Origin of the sequence: Pseudomonas vlassakiae, from assembly GCF_014269035.2 — a bacterium.
Taxonomy (GTDB): domain Bacteria; phylum Pseudomonadota; class Gammaproteobacteria; order Pseudomonadales; family Pseudomonadaceae; genus Aquipseudomonas; species Aquipseudomonas vlassakiae.
Genome location: NZ_JABWRP020000017.1, coordinates 39,920 through 56,628, shown reverse-complemented (window position 1 = coordinate 56,628; position 16,709 = coordinate 39,920). Strand labels below are relative to the sequence as shown.

At 63.5% G+C, this 16,709-nt stretch carries 14 protein-coding genes; all 14 read right to left on the bottom strand.

The features are described from left to right. Window positions 1-137: 137 nt before the first annotated feature. Complete coding sequence (fliG, locus tag HU738_RS20370; RefSeq protein WP_054887156.1) at window positions 138-1,157, bottom strand: flagellar motor switch protein FliG; 1,020 nt, start codon at window positions 1,155-1,157, stop codon at window positions 138-140. After that, on the bottom strand, window positions 1,150-2,925 hold the full coding sequence (gene fliF / locus HU738_RS20365; protein WP_186603256.1) for a flagellar basal-body MS-ring/collar protein FliF: 1,776 nt from the start codon (window positions 2,923-2,925) through the stop codon (window positions 1,150-1,152). Before fliF ends, fliG begins: the two co-directional genes overlap by 8 nt. A 15-nt stretch (window positions 2,926-2,940) precedes the next feature. Beyond that, window positions 2,941-3,273, bottom strand: a complete 333-nt coding sequence (fliE, locus tag HU738_RS20360; RefSeq protein WP_176506615.1) for a flagellar hook-basal body complex protein FliE — start codon at window positions 3,271-3,273, stop codon at window positions 2,941-2,943. A gap of 106 nt (window positions 3,274-3,379) precedes the next feature. Beyond that, complete coding sequence (locus HU738_RS20355) at window positions 3,380-4,756, bottom strand: sigma-54-dependent transcriptional regulator (RefSeq protein ID WP_186603255.1); 1,377 nt, start codon at window positions 4,754-4,756, stop codon at window positions 3,380-3,382. Beyond that, the gene (locus tag HU738_RS20350) at window positions 4,756-5,973 is read right to left on the bottom strand and encodes a sensor histidine kinase (protein WP_186603254.1); all 1,218 of its coding nucleotides are present in this window, start codon (window positions 5,971-5,973) and stop codon (window positions 4,756-4,758) included. Before HU738_RS20350 ends, HU738_RS20355 begins: the two co-directional genes overlap by 1 nt. Before the next feature lie 329 nt (window positions 5,974-6,302). Next, window positions 6,303-7,778 (bottom strand): transcriptional regulator FleQ, encoded by a 1,476-nt coding sequence (gene fleQ / locus HU738_RS20345; RefSeq protein WP_099814207.1) that lies wholly within the window; start codon window positions 7,776-7,778, stop codon window positions 6,303-6,305. A gap of 167 nt (window positions 7,779-7,945) precedes the next feature. Then, a complete protein-coding gene (locus HU738_RS20340) occupies window positions 7,946-8,242 on the bottom strand; it encodes a flagellar protein FliT (protein WP_099814208.1) in 297 nt (98 codons plus the stop codon). Between the two features lie 17 nt (window positions 8,243-8,259). Next, a complete protein-coding gene (fliS, locus tag HU738_RS20335; protein WP_054886304.1) occupies window positions 8,260-8,655 on the bottom strand; it encodes a flagellar export chaperone FliS in 396 nt (131 codons plus the stop codon). 152 nt (window positions 8,656-8,807) lie between these two features. Further along, entirely contained in the window at window positions 8,808-10,217 is a 1,410-nt protein-coding gene (gene fliD, locus HU738_RS20330) for a flagellar filament capping protein FliD (protein WP_186603253.1), read from the bottom strand. Between the two features lie 80 nt (window positions 10,218-10,297). Next, complete coding sequence (locus tag HU738_RS20325; protein ID WP_054886306.1) at window positions 10,298-10,672, bottom strand: flagellar protein FlaG; 375 nt, start codon at window positions 10,670-10,672, stop codon at window positions 10,298-10,300. 72 nt (window positions 10,673-10,744) lie between these two features. After that, on the bottom strand, window positions 10,745-11,596 hold the full coding sequence (locus tag HU738_RS20320) for a flagellin domain-containing protein (RefSeq protein WP_054886307.1): 852 nt from the start codon (window positions 11,594-11,596) through the stop codon (window positions 10,745-10,747). A 251-nt stretch (window positions 11,597-11,847) separates the two neighbouring features. Next, window positions 11,848-12,783, bottom strand: a complete 936-nt coding sequence (locus HU738_RS20315) for a ketoacyl-ACP synthase III (protein WP_176508772.1) — start codon at window positions 12,781-12,783, stop codon at window positions 11,848-11,850. 260 nt (window positions 12,784-13,043) lie between these two features. Beyond that, window positions 13,044-15,941 (bottom strand): TIGR00180 family glycosyltransferase, encoded by a 2,898-nt coding sequence (locus HU738_RS20310; RefSeq protein WP_186603252.1) that lies wholly within the window; start codon window positions 15,939-15,941, stop codon window positions 13,044-13,046. Between the two features lie 30 nt (window positions 15,942-15,971). Further along, a complete protein-coding gene (locus HU738_RS20305) occupies window positions 15,972-16,709 on the bottom strand; it encodes a cephalosporin hydroxylase family protein (protein WP_176508770.1) in 738 nt (245 codons plus the stop codon).

Below are 16,709 nucleotides of genomic sequence, written 5' to 3'. Positions count from 1 at the left end.
CAGCCAACGCGATCCCTGTGGGAGCGGGTGTACCCGCGAATGCGTCGGCAGCGGCAACCGCACTCTCCCAGGCTGACGCCTTCGCGGGCAAACCCGCTCCCACGGAGGGCAGCGTCAGCCGGGAGAACTCGCTGACCTTAAATCATTTCCTCGGCACCCTTGCCGCCGAGTACGATCTCGCCGGCCTCGGCCATGCGGCGGGCGATGGTGAGGATTTCCTTCTGCGCCGTTTCCACGTCGCTCACGCGCACCGGGCCCTTGGCCTCGAGGTCGTCGCGCAGCAGCTCGGAGGCACGCTTGGACATGTTCTTGAAGATCTTGTCCTTGACCCGCTCGTCGGCGCCCTTGAGCGACACCACCAGCACGTCGGAAGAGACCTCGCGCAGCAGGGCCTGGATGCCACGGTCGTCGACGTCGGCCAGGTTGTTGAAGACGAACATCAGGTCTTCGATCTGCTCCGACAGGTCGCTGTCGATCTCGCGGATCGCGTCCATCAGCGCACCTTCCACCGAACTGTCGAGGAAGTTCATGATGTCGGCGGCGCGCTTGATGCCACCCAGGGTGGTGCGCGCAGCGTTGGAGTTGCCCGAGAACTGCTTCTCGAGGATCTGGTTCAGCTCCTTGAGCGCCGCCGGCTGCACGGTATTGAGCGACGACACGCGCAGGACGATGTCCAGGCGCACCTTGTGGTCGAAGTTGCTCAGCACTTCACCGGCCTGGTCGGGGTCGAGGTAGGCGACCACGATGGCCTGGATCTGCGGGTGCTCGTAGCGGATCACATCGGCCACGGCACGCGGCTCCATCCACTTGAGGCTGTCCAGGCCGCTGGTGTTGCCACCGAGCAGGATGCGGTCGACCAGGCCGTTGGCCTTGTCCTCGCCCAGGGCCTGGTTGAGCATCTTGCGGATATAGGCGTCAGAGCCCACGCCCAGGCTGGTCTGGTCGCCGACGATCTCGACGAACTCGCTCATCACCTGCTCGACCTGCTCGCGGTGCACGGTGCCCATCTGCGCCATCGCCACACCGACCCGCTGCACTTCCTTCGGGCCCATGTGTCGCAGCACTTGTGCTGCATCGGTCTCACCGAGCGACAGCAGCAGGATGGCTGCCTTGTCGACACGGCTCAGCTTGGCGGTAATGGCTCGATTGTCACTCATCGGCGTTGATCCACTCTTTGACGACCTGGGCTACACGGCCCGGGTCTTCGGCCACCAGGCCTTTGATTGCGTTGAGCTGTGCTTCGTAACCCTCGGTCGGGCTCGGCAACAGAATGCTTGACGGGCCACCGAGGCTGACACGGTCGTTGGCCAGTTCGCCATCCAGACCGATCATCCCGCCCAGTTCCATGTCGCTGTCCGCAGCAGCCTGCTTGCCGCCACCGGTGATGTTGTTGAGCACCGGGCGGAGCACGCCGAACACCAGCACCAGGATGAACAGCACGCCCAGCACCTGCTTGACGATGTCCCAGAACCACGGCTGCTGGTAGAACGCGATATCGGCGATCTCTTCGCCACGGTCGGCGGCGAACGGCACGTTGATCACGGTCACACTGTCGCCACGGCTGGCATCGAAGCCCACCGCGTCCTGCACCAGGCGCGTGAAGCGCGCCAGGTCTTCGGCACCCCATGGCGCACGGGTGGTTTCGCCATTGGCATCGACCTTGACCTGGTCGTCGACCACCACCGCCACCGACAGGCGGGTCAGGCGACCCTGCTGCTGACGGGTGTGGCTGATCGAACGGTCCAACTCGAAGTTCTTGGTGGTCTGCTCACGCTTGTCCGACGGGTACGGCGCCAGCATCGGCTGGCCGGTGGCCGGGTCCATGATCTGTTGACCGTTGGCATCCACCAGCGGCTGGCCAGGCTGGATGGCAGCGGCCGCCCCGGCGGTACCCCCGGTGGTTTGCGGCGCCGACGCCGGCCCTGGCGGCTGGTTGCTCAGCGCGCCCGGCACGCCCTGCGGGCCTTGGCTGCTGGCGCGCTGTTCATTGACTGCCTGTTCGCTGCGCAGCGCCGGCTGGTCCGGGTTGAACTGTTCGGAGGTCGACTCGACCGTACTGAAGTCCAGGTCGGCGGAGACCTCGGCCTTGTAACGGTCATTGCCCAGCACCGGCTGCAGGATGTTGTGCACACGCTGGGTCAGCATGCCTTCCATGCGGCGGCTGTAGTCGAACTGCTTGCCGGCCATGGTCAGCGCGGTGTCCTGCAACTGCTCGGAGAGCAGGTTGCCGCGCTGGTCGACCACGGTCACTTGCGACTTGTCCAGCTCGGGCACACTGGTGGCGACCAGGTTGACGATAGCCATGACCTGGCCCGCTTCCAGCGAACGGCCCGGGTACAGTTCGACCAGTACCGAGGCGCTGGGCTTGCGCTCGTCACGCACGAATACCGAGCTTTTCGGGATCGCCAGGTGCACGCGGGCGGCCTTGACGTTGTTCAGGCTGGAAACGGTTCGCGCCAGTTCACCTTCCAGGCCGCGGCGATAACGGGTGGTTTCCATGAACTGGCTGGTGCCCAGCCCCTGCTCCTTGTCGAGCAGTTCGAAGCCGACAGTGCCATCGCTCGGCGCCACGCCGGCAGCCGCCAGTTTCAGGCGCGCACGGGAGAGGTCGTCGGCCTTGACCAGCAGAGCACCGGAGTTGGGCTCGACGTGATAGGGGATGTCTGCAGAGGCCAGGGTGTCCATGACCTGCTTGGTGTCCATGCCAGCCAGGCTGCCGTACAGCGGCCGGTAATCCGGTTGTTGCGACCACAGCACCACGGCGAAGCCGATCGCCACGCTGGCTGCCAAGCCGACCAGCAGGCCGACCTGACGCAGCATGGGCATCTGCGAGATGTTCTCCAGGAACGCCATGTTCAGGAACGGTGGCTTTGAACCTGGCGCACCGCTCTTGGCGGGGGCGTTTTCGACGACTGCTTCAGCCATGACTTACTTCCGCCCTCAAACCGGCATCTGCATGATGTCCTGGTACGCCTGGACCAGCTTGTTGCGTACCTGGGTCAATGCCTGCATGGACACACTGGCTTTCTGCGAGGCAATCATCACGTCGGTCAGGTCCACGCCGCTCTTGCCGATCTCGAAGGCATTGGCGAGCTGGGTCGACGCCTGCTGGGTCTGGTTGACCTTGCCGATGGCCTGGCCAAGCATGTCGGCAAAGCTGCTTTGGCCAGGCGCCAGTTCGGGGGCGACAGTGGCTTTGGGCAACGACATGGCATCGGCCTGCATGGCCCGCATGTCCAACATCAGACGATTGAATTCAACACCTTGGCTCATGACCTTCTCTCTCCGGCGGCCGCATTTTTTTGACACTCATGCGGCGGATAGCGCTGAACTAGCAACTCATGTGCCAGCCCGCCCCGCAAACTTATAAATGACTGTTTCAGCCGAACAGGCTGGCTTCCACATCGAGCCCGGCATCACGCATCTGCGCCAGCTTGTAGCGTAAGGTACGCGGGCTGATGCCCAGCTTTTCGGCAGCTTCCTTGCGCCGCCCCCGCTCGGCGCGCAGGGTGTCGATGATCATCTGAAATTCATGACGACGCATGTCGTCACCCAGGCCACCGGAGTCCTGCGTCACCTGTGCAGGCGATGGCGAAACCGCGGCCACCCCTGCAGCCGACAATGGAATGGCGCCTGCCAGACAAAAATCTGCCGCCTCGATCACCCCGCCCTGCTGCAGGATCAACGCCCGCTGCACAGCATTGTCCAGCTCGCGCACGTTGCCCGGCCAGGCATGCGCCTGCAGACAGGCACGCGCCCCGGCAGACAGCCGCACCGGCGCATGCTTCATCTTCGCCACGTGGCGAGCGAGCAAGCGCTCGGCCAGCGGCAGGATATCGCCAGCACGCTCGCGCAGTGGCTGCCAGGCCAGCGGGAACACCGAAAGGCGGTAATACAGGTCTTCGCGGAAGCGCCCCGCCGCCACTTCGCCCGCCATGTCGCGGTTGCTGGTAGCCAGCACGCGGATGTCCAGGGTGATCGGCTTGCGCCCACCGACCCGCTCCACCTCGCGCTCCTGCAGCACCCGCAACAACTTGGCTTGCAGGCCAAGGGGCATTTCGGAGATCTCGTCGAGCAGCAAGGTGCCGCCCTCGGCCTGCTCGAACTTGCCGGCCTGGGCAGCGATGGCCCCGGTGAAAGCGCCCTTCTCGTGGCCGAACAGCGTGGCCTCGAGCATGTTGTCCGGGATCGCCGCGCAGTTGATAGCAACGAATGGCTGCGCCGCCCGCGGCGACTGCTGATGGATGTAGCGCGCCAATACTTCCTTGCCGGTGCCCGATTCGCCGGAAATGAGCACGGTCGAGTCGCTGCGGGCCACACGCGCTGCCAGCTCCAGCAGCTGCCGGCTGGCGGCCTCGCACGCCACCGGCCCCTCGCTGTCGACTGCCGTCAGGCGCCCGGCGGCATGCCGCTCGACCAGGCTCAGCAACGCCTTGGGCTCGAACGGCTTGACCAGGTAATCCGCAGCCCCCTCACGCATGGCCTGCACCGCGCGCTCGACGGCCGCGTGGGCGGTCATCAACAGCACAGGCAACTGTGGCTGCTGCCGTCGTAGCTGGGCCAGCAACTGATGACCGTCCATGCCCGGCATGTTCACGTCACTGACCACCAGGCTGTAAGCCTCGCCCGCCACCGCCTCCAGCGCCTCTTCGGCGCTGCCGACCGCATCGAAGGCAAACCCGCCGATTTCCAGGGTATCGCCCAGCGCCTGGCGCAACACGCGGTCGTCCTCGACCAGCAGCACCTTGATTGCCATCACACGACCTCCGCTGCCTGCCCGCTTATCAACGGCAGCTCCACCTTTACACAGGTGCCACGCCCGACTTTCGAACGCAGCGCAAGCGTGCCCTGGTGCGCACGCACCACGGCCTTGACCACCGCCAAGCCGAGCCCGGTACCGGTGGCCTTGGTGGTCAGGAACGGTTCACCCAGGCGCCCCAGCAGCTGCGCATCGATACCGCTGCCGGCATCGCTGACGGTCAGATGCAGGGTGTGCTGGCGACGGAACAGGTGCACCTTGAGCCGCGCCGGGCTGTCGCTGGCCTGCAAAGCGTTCTCGATCAGGTTGAGCAAGGCGCCCACCAGGGTGTCGCGATTGCACAGCAACTCACCCAGGTGGCAGTCGCATTGCCAGCGCACCGCGTGCCCTTGCACATGGGCCTGGGCAGCTTGCTGCAGGGCCTGGAACAGGCCCTTCGGGGTCAACCGATCAACCAGTGGCAGCTCGCCGCGGGCAAACACCAGCATGTCGCGTACCTGGTGCTCCAGTTCGTGCAAGCGCTCCTTGAGGCTGCCGGCGAAGCGCTGGCGGGTTTCTGGCGCAAGTTCACGCTCGCTGTCGGCCAGATGGCTGGCATAGAGCATGGCCGCCGACAACGGCGTACGGATCTGATGGGCCAGCGAGGCGACCATGCGCCCCAGCGACGACAGGCGCTCATGGCGCGCCAGCTGATCCTGCAGGCGACGGGTTTCAGTCAGGTCGTTGAGCAACACCAGCTGGCCGGGCTCAGCATCCAGCGAGCGCGTGGCAATGGACAGGCGCCGACCATCACGCAGCGAGACCTCATGGCCATCATCCTTGCGCGGGGCGAAGCTGCGGGCAATCACCTGGCGCCACAGCTGGCCGACCAGGGGCTCGCCGAGCAATTGACAGGCTGCCGGGTTGACTTCTCGCACCAGGCCCTGGTCGTCGATCACGATCACCCCGCCCGGCAGCAGGTCGAGCAGGTTCTGCAGGCGGTTGGCCAGGCGCTCCTTCTCGTTCAGTTCGGCCATGCGCTGCTGGCCGACCACCGCCAGCTCTCCCTTGAGCTCGCTGACGCGGGCTTCGAGCATGCTGTAGGACTGGTTGAGCTGGGTGGACACCTGATCGAACAGGGCGAATGCCTGGTCCAGCCCCTGTCGACTCTCCTGTTCGACCGGGGTACGCCCCTGCGGATCAGGGACTCGGGAAAAGTGGGCGGCCTGGGGCATCGTGCTCTCTCGCGTGGCTGACCGTCATAAAAACGGTGTGTTGCCAGCGGTGTAGCAATAGCCGTGCCGGGGATGGGGGATTGGCTCTGTTTCGGGCCAGTCTGTCCTGTGCCGCCAACAGGATCAGCCTTGGCGCATGACTGGAGGCAGGTGGAGCGGCATCAGCGCCCCCTGAGATGCATCGCCATGCCAACAAGCGGTCCCTGTTGGCTTCACAGGAGTGACTGGCCCGAAACAGATGTAGGAGCGGATTTATCCGCGATGCGCCGCGCGGGCGGCGCTCGATGCACGCCCCAACATCAACCTCAAGCCCTGCACCCCAAGCGCAATCAGTCTTCCGCCTGATCCTCGCCGCCCTGGCGGCTCATGCCGTATTTGCGCATCTTCTCGACCAGGGTGGTCCGGCGAATGCGCAAACGTTCAGCCGCCCGCGCAACGATACCGTTGGCATCGTCCAGCGCCTGCTGGATCAGGCCCTGCTCGAGGCTACCGAGGTAGTCCTTCAGGTCCAGGCCCTCCGGCGGCAACATCGCATGATTGCTGAAGTTCGGCGCATGGCCATTGATCGCCACGCGCTCTTCGAGGTCGCTGCGCAGGCTGTCGACCAGCTGCTCGTCCTCGTCATCGATGTAACGGAACTTCTTCGGCAGCTCCGACACCCCGATCACCCCATACGGATGCATGATCGCCATGCGCTCGACCAGGTTGGCCAGTTCCCGCACGTTGCCCGGCCAACCATGCCGGCACAGCGACATGATCGAGGCGGAGTTGAAGCGGATCGAACCGCGCTTCTCGTGCTCCATGCGCGAGATCAGCTCGTTCATCAGCAATGGGATGTCTTCCACACGCTCGCGCAGTGGCGCCATCTCGATCGGGAACACATTGAGGCGGTAGTACAGGTCTTCGCGGAACGTCCCACCCTCGATCATGGTTTCCAGGTTCTTGTGGGTCGCCGCAATGATGCGCACGTCGATGCTCTGGGTCTTGTTGCTGCCCACGCGCTCGAAGGTGCGTTCCTGCAGCACACGCAGCAGCTTGACCTGCATCGGCAACGGCATGTCGCCGATCTCGTCGAGGAACAGCGTACCGCCATTGGCCAGCTCGAAGCGCCCGGCACGGCTGGTGATCGCGCCGGTAAAGGCGCCCTTCTCATGGCCGAACAGTTCGCTTTCCAGCAATTCGGCAGGGATCGCCCCACAGTTGACCGGCACGAACGGCGCTTCGCGGCGCTTGGAGTGGTAGTGCAGGTTACGCGCGACCACCTCCTTGCCAGTACCGGACTCGCCAAGGATCAACACGCTGGCGTCGGTATCGGCCACCTGCTGCATCATCTGCCGCACGTGCTGGATGGCACGGCTGGTGCCAACCAGGCTGCGGAACAGGTTGGGCTCGCGCTGACGACCGCGCTCCCGGGCCTGGTCGTACATCTCGCGATAGACCTGGGCACGGTGCAGCGAATCGAGCAACTGGCTGTAGCTCGGCGGCATTTCGAGGTTGGACAGGACCCGACGGCGCAGCTCTTCCGGGAACTCCACAGAAGAAATTTCACCAATCAGCAAAACCGGAAGGAACTCATCCCACCCAGCCACTGTCTTAAGCAACCCAAGGACACTGCCCGGGGCATTGACGGTACCGATCAGCACGCAGAGCACTTCACGACTCGAAGACAAGCTCCCTACGACTTGCTGCCAGTCCTGGCTGGAGCAAGGGAGGTTTTCTTCGCCGAGAAAGTTCAGGACCACCGCCAGATCGCGGCGGCGTGCACTGTCGTCATCGATCAGGAGAATCTTGGTTTCACGCCACATGCAATAGCAACTTCCCTAGTCATATCGGCGCCCTTTTCAGGGCATGCTCGACATCTCCGACTGAATGGTCAGTGTTCGGACGTCTGGAATTCGAAAACAGCCACTAGTAAAGTCAAAAAAGCCGATGCAGTCAAATTAATGGCGCCCGGCTTTTTGCACATCTGTGGTCAGCTGAACAGATGGTATACCTTAGCGGCATTTTTCGCCTGACGGATTTGTGTCATCTCGTCGACTATTGATTGACGCTCCCCACTTGCAACTTCAATCAGTTGCCGGTAAACGGCCAGCAATTGCTCAAGACTGTCGCGAACGTCGGCTTCCTGGCCGTGCGCCTCGCCCAGCACATCGTTGATGCGCAAGCGGCAGTCGAGGTCCAGTTCACCCACTGCATCCCAGTCGCGCTTCTCCAGCGCCGTCAGCAACAACCGGCGGGTCTGTTCGATTCGGGCGATTACATCGCTCATGGCACCCTCCTCCTGGCTCAGGAAGCCGACGACTGCTCGCCGATGGCGTCCCAACCTTCCTTGACGGTAATCAGCAGGCGCGCCACTTCATCGATGATGGCCGGGTCACTCTTGGCGTTGGCTTCGATCAGGCGGCGGCTCATGTAGGTGTACAGGCTGTCCAGTTCGGCCAGGCTGTCGGCGTGGTTTTCCAGATCCAGGCCCTCGCGCAGGCCGCCGATGATGTCGATGGCCTTGCCGATCAGGATGCCTTTCTGGGCGATATCGTTGCGCGCAATCGCACCCTTGGCCTGTGCCATGCGGTCCAGCCCGCCCTGCATGAGCATCTGCACCAGGCGGTGAGGACTGGCTTCGGATGTCTGGGCCACGCCGTTGACTTTCTGGTATTGCCGAAGGGCCAACATCGGGTTCATGGATCTACCTCGTTGCTGCGAAAAAGGTTGCTTGTACCCTGTGTATCGCCGAGACGTCAAAAAACTTTAGCGGCAAAACGAAAAGCCCGGCGCGCTTGCTGGCGCTGCCGGGCTTTTGTCGCTTTGCTCGTGTTTTCGCGTCGCGATGCCGATCAGGAGTTCTTCGCCTGGGCGTTCAGCGCATCGAATACCGACTTGATCTGATTGGCCTGGGCATTGAGCTTGGCTACCGCAGTGTCCATGGCCACGAACTTCTTGGTCAGCGACTCGGTCAGCGACTCGGTGCGACGGTCCAATGCCAGCTGCTGGTCAGCCAGGTTCTTTGCGACCTTGTCCAGGCTGGCCTTGCGTGTGGCAAGGCTGCCATCGCTGGAGTTGTAGGGATCGATGGCCTTGTTCATGCGATCGAAGATGCCGTTGGTGCCAGTGAACAACTCCTGCACTTCCGAACCCAGCTTCTTGTCGCTCATCGCAGCCGTGAACTTGGTGGAGTTGAACTCCAGGGTGCCATCCTTGGTGGTGTTGATGCCCAGCTGGCTCAGGGTGGTCAGTTGGCTGCCCGCCCCCACTTCCGAGAGCACCTTGCGGATATCGTTGACCAACGAACGGGTGGTAGGGTCGTTGGTCAGCGGGCCGAGCACCAGGTTGTCGTTGGCATCCTTGGAGGTCGAGGTCAACGAGGTGATGGCTTTCTGCAAAGTGTTGTAGGCATCGACGAACGACTGGATCGACTTCTGCAAACCATCGTTGTCCGCCGACACCGTGACGCTGGTCCCGGTGGTGCTGCCAACCGGCGTGGTACCGGTGAGTTCCAGGGTCATGCCGCTGATGGCGCTGTCGACGGTGTTCTTGGCACTGGTCACCTTCAGCCCGTCGATGGTCAGCTCGGCATCCTGAGCCAGGCCGGTGATGTAGCCCGCGCCACCGGCAGCGGTCATCTGCTGGGTGCCATCGATCTCCAGCTCGGGGATCCCGGTGAGCGACAGGTCGGAGCCAGCACCGGTGGTGGTCGAGCTCAACACCAGGCGCGCACCACCTTCGCCGTTGACGATGTTGGCCGAGATACCCTGGACGCCAAGCTCCTTGTTGATCTGGTCGCGTACGCTTTCCAGGGTCGCACCACTGGCAATGTCGAGCTTCCAGGTGTTGCCACCCTGGCTGACACTGAGCTGGCCGGCGCTGATGGCCGAGGTCGAGCCCCCGGCGAACGACTGGCTGGCCACCTTGGAGCCAGTGGCCAACTTGTTGACCATGATGTCGTAGCTGCCGGCGACTGCCGTGTTGCCTGCGGTTACCTTGACCACCGACTCGTTGGCCGACTTCGCTGCATAAGCATTGAACGACGGCGCTTTCGGGTCGTTGAGCTTCTTCATCGCGTCCTGGTACGCGGTGAGGGCACTGCGCAGCGAGCCCACACCCGAAATCATGGCCGAGTTGTTGCTGGTCTGCCGGGTGATCTGCGCCTTTTTTGCGGCAGTATCGGCGGTGACCAATGCAGTGACCATGTCAGTGATGTTCAGACCAGTACCTTGGCCGATACTGGAAACGAGTGTGCTCGCCATAACGTTATCCCTCTTTTCGAAGCGTCAGCCCTGCTCCTGCAAGACTGACATGAATCTCGCCTTCCGGCATTCGCCGCCGGTCAGGCTTTGGCGTCGAACAAAAGACTGTTTACATCGCTCAGGCTGTGGGCGATTCGCAGGGCCTCTTCCGAGGGCAACTGGCGAATCAGCTCTCCAGTCTCGCTGGCGATGACTTTGACCACGATCTTGCCGGATTCCTCATCAGTGGAGAACTCCAGGTTGCGTCGGGTCGAACTGAGAAACTTCTCGATTTCCGAAACGGCGTTTTTCACCTTTTCGGCATCGTGTGCCTGCTCGGCAGCCGTGACTGCCTTGTCCTCCAGCATACCACTGCCACGCGGCGCTTCAGCCGTGCGCGCAACCGGCTTGTCGGCGGCCGGTTCGGCCGGACGAGCAGTCGGGTAGGACAGGTTCAGCTTGACGCTCATGTCCATGACTTACCACCTCGCAATGAAAAGGCGGGGAAGCGCCTCAACGTGCACTCCCCCGCCGGTCGCCATCAGCGATTACTGAAGCAGTTTCAGTACAGCGGAAGGCAGCTGGTTGGCCTGGGCCAGAACCGAAGTCGAAGCTTGCTGCAGGGTCTGCTGCTTGGTCAGCTGGGCAGTTTCAGCAGCGAAGTCGGTGTCCTGAACACGGCTACGAGCGGCTTCGGCGTTCTCGTTGATGTTCTGCAGGTTGTTGACGGTAGAGGTCAGACGGTTCTGCGAAGCACCCAGGTCGGCACGAGTGGTGTTGATGGTCTGCAGAGCCTTGTCGATCGCGTCCAGCGCAGCGTTCATGCTGGCTTCAGCTTCGGCGCTGGTCGAACCGGTGATGGCGATGGCGGCCGAGTCGACGCTCAGGGTCTGGGCATCGAAACCGCTGTCCAGACGGATGCTGATCTGGTTGTTGGCACCGGAGTTGGAACCAACCTGGAAGGTCAGTACGCCAGCGCTGCCGTCCAGCAGGTTCTTGCCGTTCAGCTGGGTGGACTTGGCGATACGGCTCAGTTCGTCGGACATCTGGGCGAACTCTTTGTTCAGAGCGTCGCGGTCGTCCTTGCTGTTGGTGTCGTTACGCGACTGGACGGCCAGTTCACGCATACGCTGCAGGATGTTGGTCTGCTCTTGCATCGCGCCTTCAGCGGTCTGGGCAACCGAGATACCGTCGTTGGCGTTCTTGATTGCCATGGTCTGACCGCGGATCTGCGAGGTCATACGGGTAGCGATCTGCAGGCCGGCGGCGTCGTCTTTGGCGCTGTTGATTTTCAGGCCGGAAGACAGACGGGTCATCGAGGTGCTCAGAGCATCGGAAGCACGGTTCAGGTTTTTCTGAACGCCCAGAGAGGTGGTGTTGGTGTTAACGGTCAAAGCCATGACGAATTCCTCGTTGGATTGGGTACTACGGCTTCCGGCCTTGGCAATTCGCCGGGTGTGGCACAGAGAACCTTCGTAATAGTTATCTTCGTCAGGGCGGGTTTCTTTAGCGGATTTTCGAAAAAATTTGCTGGCATCCTGCCAGCTCAATGAAATCAAGGTCTTGACGCCAGAATGCAGGCACTGGCGGCAGCCACGCAGAAAAGAAAACGCCGCCTGGAAACGGCGGCGTCTGCTTCAGCACTGTTCGCTCAATCGCGGCGCTCGATGATTGCCGAGCCCCAGGACAGACCGACGCCGAAACCGCTCAGGGCCACGCGCTTGTGCTGGGAGCCGAGCACGTGCTTTTCCAGCAGCAGCGGAATGCTCGACGACACGGTATTGCCGGTCTCGACCATGTCCTTGACGAACTTCTGCTTGTGCTCGCCTTCGATGAAGCGCGCCGACACCGCATCGACGATCGCCGCGCTGCCCTGATGCAGGCAGTACAGGTCGATGTCGCCGGCCTGCAGCTCGCTGGCCTCGAGCAGTTGCTGCAGGTGCGCCGGTACCTTGACCAGGGCGAAGTTGTAGACCTGGCGACCATTCATGAAGAACTTGCCATCGGTGGTACGCAGATGCTCGGCACCACCACCGTCGCTGCCGAACAGCGACTTGCCCAGTTGCCAGGCTGCGCCCTCGCCCATCCAGGTGGCGGTGGCGGCATCACCGAACAGCATGGTGGTGTTGCGGTCTTCGGGGTCGACGATCTTCGAATAGGGGTCGGCAGTGATCAGCAGGCCGTTCTTCAGGCCAGCGGCTTCCATGAAGCCTTTCATGGCATACAAGCCATACACGTAGCCCGAGCAACCCAGGGAGATATCGAAAGCGGCGACGGCCGTCGACAGGCCGAGCTTGTGCTGGACGATTGCCGCAGTGTGCGGCAGCCCTTCGGCATCCCCGTTCTGGGTGACCACGATCACCGCATCGATGCTTGCCGGGTCCAGCGACGGATTGGCGGCGAACAGGTTGTTCACGGCCTCTACGCAGAGGTCGGAGGTTTCCTGCGCGGCTTCCTTGCGTGGCAAGAAGGTCGAACCGATCTTGCCAAAGATGAAATCCTGGTCCTTGCCGAATTTCGCGCCTTGGGCGTAGTTGTCCACGCCTTCAACCGGCACGTAACTGGCGATGCTTTTAATGCCAATCATATGGCTTCCCAATTCAGTAACAGCGAAATACCCGCCTGGGCCGAACGGCAAAACGCCAAGCGATACGGTTGATCCGATCCTTGGCGGTTTGTCCGGGGGCGACGCGGCGGTTCCCGGTTTCGACAATATACAGTGAAGATGCGCGTTCTGACTCTCAAGTCACGCTCTTTTTGTCGAATGGGCAAAGCGCCTGGCTGACACAAACGAAAACGCCATGGGCGCGGGGGCGCCCATGGCGTTCATCGCTCAGCAGGCAGCGTTCAGCTGCACAGCGCCTGCCACCCCACCCGGCTGTGCGGATCCAGGGTGAACAACGCCGCGCAGCGGCTGTGGGCGGCGTTGTAGAACGGATCCTGCGCGTGCGCCGGGGCCGCCAGTTGCTCCACGTCACCATGGCGCACCACCTGAGCCTGCGGGGTCCAGACGACCAGCAGACCCGCCCCGGCAACCTGCAGGCACAGGTCCACCTGCGCGGCGCGGAGGGTGGCCAGTTGCTCATCCAGGCCACCCAGAGCGTGCAGCACCTGCGTGCGCACCATCAGGCAGCCGGAGACCGCCGCCACGTTGTGCTCCACCTGCAGGCGTTGCAAGTAACCCGGCGCATCCTTGGCCGCACCCTGGAACGCCGGGCGGATGCCCGCCTGCCCCGCCAGCACCAGCCCGGCCTCGACCACCTTGCCATCGGCCCCCAGCAGCTTGCCGCCGACCACCCCGACCTCGGGGCGCTGAGCCTGGTTGAGCAGGCCTTCCAGCCAATTGGCGTTGAGCACCTCGGCCGCGCTGTCGAGCAGGACCAGGTACTCGCCCCGGGCCTCACGGCTGGCGAGGTTGAGCATGGCCACAGGTGCCAGCGGCTGTTCGCTGCGGACCACCCGCACGGGGCTGCCAGCGGCCGCCAGGCTCGCCAGCCACTCGCGCAGCGGTGGCGACTGGCTGGCGTTGTCGGCGATGACGATCTCGTGGTTCTGGTAACGGGTGCGCTGCAGGACGCTGACCAGGCAGCGCTGCAGCTCATCGGCATTGTCCTGGCAGTGCAACAGCACCGACACCACGGGCCGTTCAGGGTGACGGTAGTCGATCTGGTGAGTGCCCGGATGCACCGAGCCGACGGTGGCGGTATAGCCGCGCTCGGCCAGGCGCCGGGTCAGCACCGCGCGCTCCTGGTCCTGGCTGTCGGCGCTTGGCGCGGCGCAGATCAGCAGCGGTTCGGCAAGGTGCGCCAGGCCGGCCAGGCCGTCATCGCCGATCAGGCGAAGCAGCAGGTCGAACTCCAGTGCCAACGGATACTGGCTGTCGAACCCGCCGGCGGCCAGCACCAGATCACGACGCAGCAGCCAGTGCCGCGCCATCGCCCCTGGCACGCTCTGCAACAGGTCGAGGCTGGTACCCGGGCGCAGCACTTCGCGCAGGCGGCCATCGGCCTGTACCTGCACCTCATCCATGGCCACCGCACGAATACCCTCGACCTCCAGCAGCTCCAGGCTGGCTCGCAGCAGCCCGCTGGCGGTAAAGCGATCGCCGGCCTCGGCGAGGATGACCCAGTCGCTGTCCAGCTCGGCAACCGCCTGGTTGATGTTGCGCACGTAGTCCTTGCCGTCGGCCTTGACGAAATGCACGGTCTGCCCCGCATGGGTGGCCATCGGCAGGTCGCCGCTGGTCAGCACCACGACCTTGAAATGACGGCATGGCCCGGCCATCAGGCTGTCGAAAGTAGCCTGCAGCTTGTCCATCTGCGCATCGAGGTCGAGCAGCACGATGCCGAAGCTCGGCCCGCCGTTGGCGGCGGCCAGGCGTTGCCTGGCCAGGTTCAGTTGAACGCCATCCGGCGCACGTGCCGCCAGCCAGGTCAGCAGCTGGCCGGACGGCAGCGCATCGAGCAACGCCTGGCTGTCGTAGCTCGGCAGGGCCTCCAGACGCGCCAGCCAAGGGCGCAAGGGCGCGGCCTCGGCCTCGTCACCGGCGGCCTCGAGCGAGGCCAGCAGACGCTGCACCACCACCCGGTTGAACGGGCTCAGCGCCAGCGCCTGCCAGAGCCGTGCGCGCAGCGTGCGGTCGTTGTCGTTGTCGTTGACCTGCAGTAGCGCCTGCTGGCGCACCAGAATGGCCTCCAGCTCACGCAGCTGCAGGCGCCCGCACGGCATGGCATGGATAAGAAATTCCAGCTCTGCCAGCAGGTCGAACATCGGCTGGTTGTAGAACGGCATCTCGACGAACTGCTGCTTGCCGAAGATCCGCTGCGGCTCAGGGGTGGGCACATTCCAGCGCGAGGTGACGATCATGCAACCGTGCAGGGCCCGGCCACTGAGCAGGCCTTCGCTCATGGCCTGGAAGCCGGCCAGGGCCACCTGCTTGGCCTGTTCGACGCCCAGCGCGCCGAGCGCACTGGGAACCGAGGCGAGGAATTCGGCAAACTGCTCGCGCTCCTGGCAGCTGCGCTCATCGCGGTTGGCCAGCACGGTGAGCACATTGGTGTTGTGGTCCGAGCCGCCCAGGTTGGCCTCCCGCACCGCGTAGGGGATCGGCAGGATGCGCGCCTTGGCGTTGGCCAGCAGATAGAAGGTGTGGCCAATCTCCTGCCATTCGAAGCTGGTGCCCGGCGGCAACAGCGCATACCACTGCTGCAGCAGGTCGGTACGGGTGACTGCGTAGAACGGTGGCAGGAACTGGCCCATGAACTCGACCAGGCGCTGAGCCGGATCGTCGCTGCAATAATCCTCCTGCACACGCTTGTCCCGACGATAGAAATGCACCTCGGTACCGTGCGCCACGTACATCATGCCGTAACCATGGCAGACGCCGTAGTCCGGATTCTGCGTCAGAAACTCCACCGACTGCGCCATGGCATCGAACAACAGGAAATCGTCGTCCGCGGCAAAGGTCATGAACGGCGTGCGCACTTCGTTCACGCCATAGCTGAGCTTCTCCTGCAGGCCGCGATAGGTGTACTGCGGCAGGTGGCGGTAATCCACCTGCGGGTAGTCCGCCTGCAGCGTGGCATCGGCCTGGTTCGACGAGTCGAGCACCAGGATGCTCGCCGGGAAGTCGCGGTAGTAATGCAAGGTCCGGCGCAGGAACGCCGGGCGGTTATGGGTGATCAACACCAGCGTGAAGCGCTCGCGCAGGCCGCTGTCGATGGGCGTGTTCTTTTCAAGCTGCATAAGGGTGTTCCTGGGGACCTTGAGGAAGAATCAGCGCACGCGGCGCAGATAGCCGTCCGGCGCGACGGTCAGCAACAGCTTGTCCTGCACCTGGCGGTCGATCTCGAAGTCGCTGTTCTCTTTCAGGTATTGCCACACGGCAGTCTTGGGGTTGTCGCCATGGCCCCAGGGGCGGTCCGGGAAGAAGTCGGCCGGCATGTCCTCGACCACGGTATCCATCACCACGCAGTAGCTGTCCACCGATACCAGCGGCGCATAGGCCCGCAGCTCGTCGAGCACGTGCTGGTGGGTATGGTTGGAGTCGAGCACGACGATGACCTTCTTGCCTTCGGCGAGCTGGCGCACCTTGGCGATCATGTCCGGCGCGATGCTCGACCCTTCGAGCATGCTGATGCGGTGCGCCATCGGGTGCTCCTCGATGGCCTTGCGGTTGTGCGGACGGATGTCGACGTCGATGCCGAGCACCTCGCCATGGCCCAGCAGCTGCAGCAGCGAGGCGTAGTAGATGATCGAACCGCCGTGGGCGATGCCGCACTCGATGATCAGGTCCGGCTTGATCCGCCACACCAGTTCCTGCATGGCGACCATGTCCTGCGGCAGCTGGATGATCGGCCGACCCATCCACGAGAAGTGGTAGCTGTACTTGTGCTTGGCCGATTCGTTGAACAGGTCGCGTGCCAGGCCCTGGAGCTTCTGGTCCTGGCCCTGGGCGGCGATCTGCTCGTTGCATTCGGCGACGAAGGCCTGGTGGACGTTGGTGTCAGTCAT

Excerpts from the sequence above, each read along its gene's own strand:
- HU738_RS20320 (WP_054886307.1), bottom strand. The coding sequence starts at position 11,596 with ATGGCTTTGACCGTTAACACCAACACCACCTCTCTGGGCGTTCAGAAA.
- HU738_RS20350 (WP_186603254.1), bottom strand. The coding sequence starts at position 5,973 with ATGCCCCAGGCCGCCCACTTTTCCCGAGTCCCTGATCCGCAGGGGCGT.
- HU738_RS20355 (WP_186603255.1), bottom strand. The coding sequence starts at position 4,756 with ATGGCAATCAAGGTGCTGCTGGTCGAGGACGACCGCGTGTTGCGCCAG.
- fliS (WP_054886304.1), bottom strand. The coding sequence starts at position 8,655 with ATGAACCCGATGTTGGCCCTTCGGCAATACCAGAAAGTCAACGGCGTG.
- HU738_RS20310 (WP_186603252.1), bottom strand. The coding sequence starts at position 15,941 with ATGCAGCTTGAAAAGAACACGCCCATCGACAGCGGCCTGCGCGAGCGC.
- HU738_RS20315 (WP_176508772.1), bottom strand. The coding sequence starts at position 12,783 with ATGATTGGCATTAAAAGCATCGCCAGTTACGTGCCGGTTGAAGGCGTG.
- HU738_RS20340 (WP_099814208.1), bottom strand. The coding sequence starts at position 8,242 with ATGAGCGATGTAATCGCCCGAATCGAACAGACCCGCCGGTTGTTGCTG.
- HU738_RS20305 (WP_176508770.1), bottom strand. The coding sequence starts at position 16,709 with ATGACTGACACCAACGTCCACCAGGCCTTCGTCGCCGAATGCAACGAG.
- HU738_RS20325 (WP_054886306.1), bottom strand. The coding sequence starts at position 10,672 with ATGGACATGAGCGTCAAGCTGAACCTGTCCTACCCGACTGCTCGTCCG.
- fleQ (WP_099814207.1), bottom strand. The coding sequence starts at position 7,778 with ATGTGGCGTGAAACCAAGATTCTCCTGATCGATGACGACAGTGCACGC.
- fliG (WP_054887156.1), bottom strand. The coding sequence starts at position 1,157 with ATGAGTGACAATCGAGCCATTACCGCCAAGCTGAGCCGTGTCGACAAG.
- fliD (WP_186603253.1), bottom strand. The coding sequence starts at position 10,217 with ATGGCGAGCACACTCGTTTCCAGTATCGGCCAAGGTACTGGTCTGAAC.
- fliF (WP_186603256.1), bottom strand. The coding sequence starts at position 2,925 with ATGGCTGAAGCAGTCGTCGAAAACGCCCCCGCCAAGAGCGGTGCGCCA.
- fliE (WP_176506615.1), bottom strand. The coding sequence starts at position 3,273 with ATGAGCCAAGGTGTTGAATTCAATCGTCTGATGTTGGACATGCGGGCC.